Annotated in this window: 3 protein-coding genes; all 3 read right to left on the reverse strand. The window is 52.4% G+C overall.

From position 1 onward, the window contains the following. Positions 1 to 55: 55 nt before the first annotated feature. Positions 56 to 643, reverse strand: a complete 588-nt coding sequence (locus GIW04_RS30340) for a hypothetical protein (RefSeq protein ID WP_057704291.1) — start codon at positions 641 to 643, stop codon at positions 56 to 58. Beyond that, positions 640 to 1272, reverse strand: a complete 633-nt coding sequence (locus GIW04_RS30345; RefSeq protein WP_120248603.1) for a hypothetical protein — start codon at positions 1270 to 1272, stop codon at positions 640 to 642. The genes GIW04_RS30340 and GIW04_RS30345 overlap by 4 nt, the downstream gene beginning before the upstream one ends. 412 nt (positions 1273 to 1684) lie before the next feature. Further along, positions 1685 to 1921: Imm2 family immunity protein (gene imm2 / locus GIW04_RS30350; protein WP_236479577.1), on the reverse strand; the 237-nt coding region annotated here is incomplete at its 5' end.

Genomic DNA, 1921 nt, shown 5'->3' on the forward strand with positions numbered 1-1921 from the left:
GTACGACAGAAGGCATCGCGATAAACCCTGGCGATTACAGATATAAAACGAATGACTACAACAAGCGCCGCTGCACCGCCTCATCCAACGTGCTGCGGGTCAGGGCTTGCACCACCTCTTGGGTGTCCTGGCGGAAAGGCACGGCAACGATCAACAGCAACTGCATCCAGGTACGCAGCGACTCACTCTTGCGCACACGGCCCAGCTCCTTGCCGTCCTTGTCCTTGAATACGGTCTCCAGGGTGAAAGTGTTCTTCGCGGTAGAAGGAATAATGAAAAACGTCACCCCGGTGATGATGGCCGACGCCATGCTGAACTGTTCGTTGTTGTACAAGGTGGCCTCAACATAGAGATCCGCCTCGGCCTTATCCGTACTCACCCACGCAAAACGCCCCGATTCACGAAAACCCTCGGCCACCGTCGCTTCCCCAACCGCTGCCGCAGCCCCCGCAGCCGTATTGGCCGGCCCACCGTTGACTTGATTCATGACCGTGGTGCGCACGAACACCTTCGGCTTCTGTTGCGGCGCATTGGCCGTGGGTGGCCACGTCTGAACAGGAGGCAACTCGTTTTGCGAATACGTCACGCAACCCGACAGCAAAACCGCAGCGAGCACCACACAGTGCTTGATTGAACCGATCATTTTTGTTCTTCCTTAAGTTGTGATTGTGCCAACTTCGCCGTGGCGTTATCGAGCAGCGTTGAAACCAGTTCATTCAACTTCTTGACCCCCATCACCGGCGACCAATACTCCCGCCCGTAAAGCCCCACGTTGTGCTCAAACTTGATCTGCTCCTTGGCGGCAGCCAGTTCTTTGCCGTTACGATCAACGATCGCCAGATCACCGGCCATATCGAAACTGTCTACGTAGATAGGGCCGTTTACCCAAATCCAGATCGTCAGCGTCAATAAAGCCCCCGGGATGTAAGCAGGGTGCGGCGCGCGATGGCCCTTGAGCGATGTCATGTTGAACTTGAGCACCACGTCGTTCTCGCCCAGGCGCACCGGGTATTCGGTGACATCCTTGAAATAGCCACCGGCCTTGACGTATTGGTTGAGCTGATGGGTGAGTGAACGGCTGATGGCGGTGCGGGTGGCGTCGTTAGTGTCTGGGATTGCGACGGAAACGTCGGCGATTTGCGCGGTTCGGGGGCTGCTGACTTTCGCGGGATGGGGAGGAGCGCTCAAAGGACCGGTGACGGTGTAGGAGACGCAGCCGGTCAGGGACAATGCCGTGAGGAGTGCGGCGGTTTTGAGGAGGGTTTGGAGCACGGAATGTCCTTATTGGGTGTTTTGATTTGTTGTGTGAAACTTTTGGGAAAGCGGAATAAGAGGCGCCCTGGGGGATGCCATACACTCTGTATATGCAGATTTTATAAACGGAAGGGGCCGATTTTAAAAAACTGATAATTGCGGGCGTTAAGTAAGTGCCATTCAAATCTATCCCCTTTTTCCCCGAATAGTAAACACAGAGCAGGAATTGGAGACTTCTACGTCGAAATGACCTTTCACAACGTGATCAAAGCCCGCATATACAGGTTTTCCGGTATCACGGAGCGAGGTAGTTTCCATGCATACATTGGCAATATTTATACGAGATTGCACTCGACCAGGCACAGGTATTGCAGCTTCACCTGCGGCTTTTGCACCAACAAACATTTCGGACTACAACTACCTTAGCCTATTAACACACACCTAATAACCTAAGGTCATCTTTAAGCTCTGCCATCTCATCAGAAGGCAGCTCTTCCAAAATAGAGGAGAGTTCAATCTCCTCTAACAATTTAGAGATGGCATCCAAATGATATTTTTGGACTTTTCTCGGAGATCGTCCTGCCGAAAGAATAAGAGCTATAACTTCCAGCATTAACTTTTCGATAGGCAATTCAAATGCATTTTCAAGCTCGCCATAGGCATAACC

This window comes from Pseudomonas sp. PA-4-8C (genome assembly GCF_021606625.1).
Lineage (GTDB): Bacteria > Pseudomonadota > Gammaproteobacteria > Pseudomonadales > Pseudomonadaceae > Aquipseudomonas > Aquipseudomonas lactis.

Bases quoted from the DNA above. Each gene is read 5' to 3' on its own strand.
- GIW04_RS30340 (WP_057704291.1), bottom strand. From the start codon at position 643: ATGATCGGTTCAATCAAGCACTGTGTGGTGCTCGCTGCGGTTTTGCTG.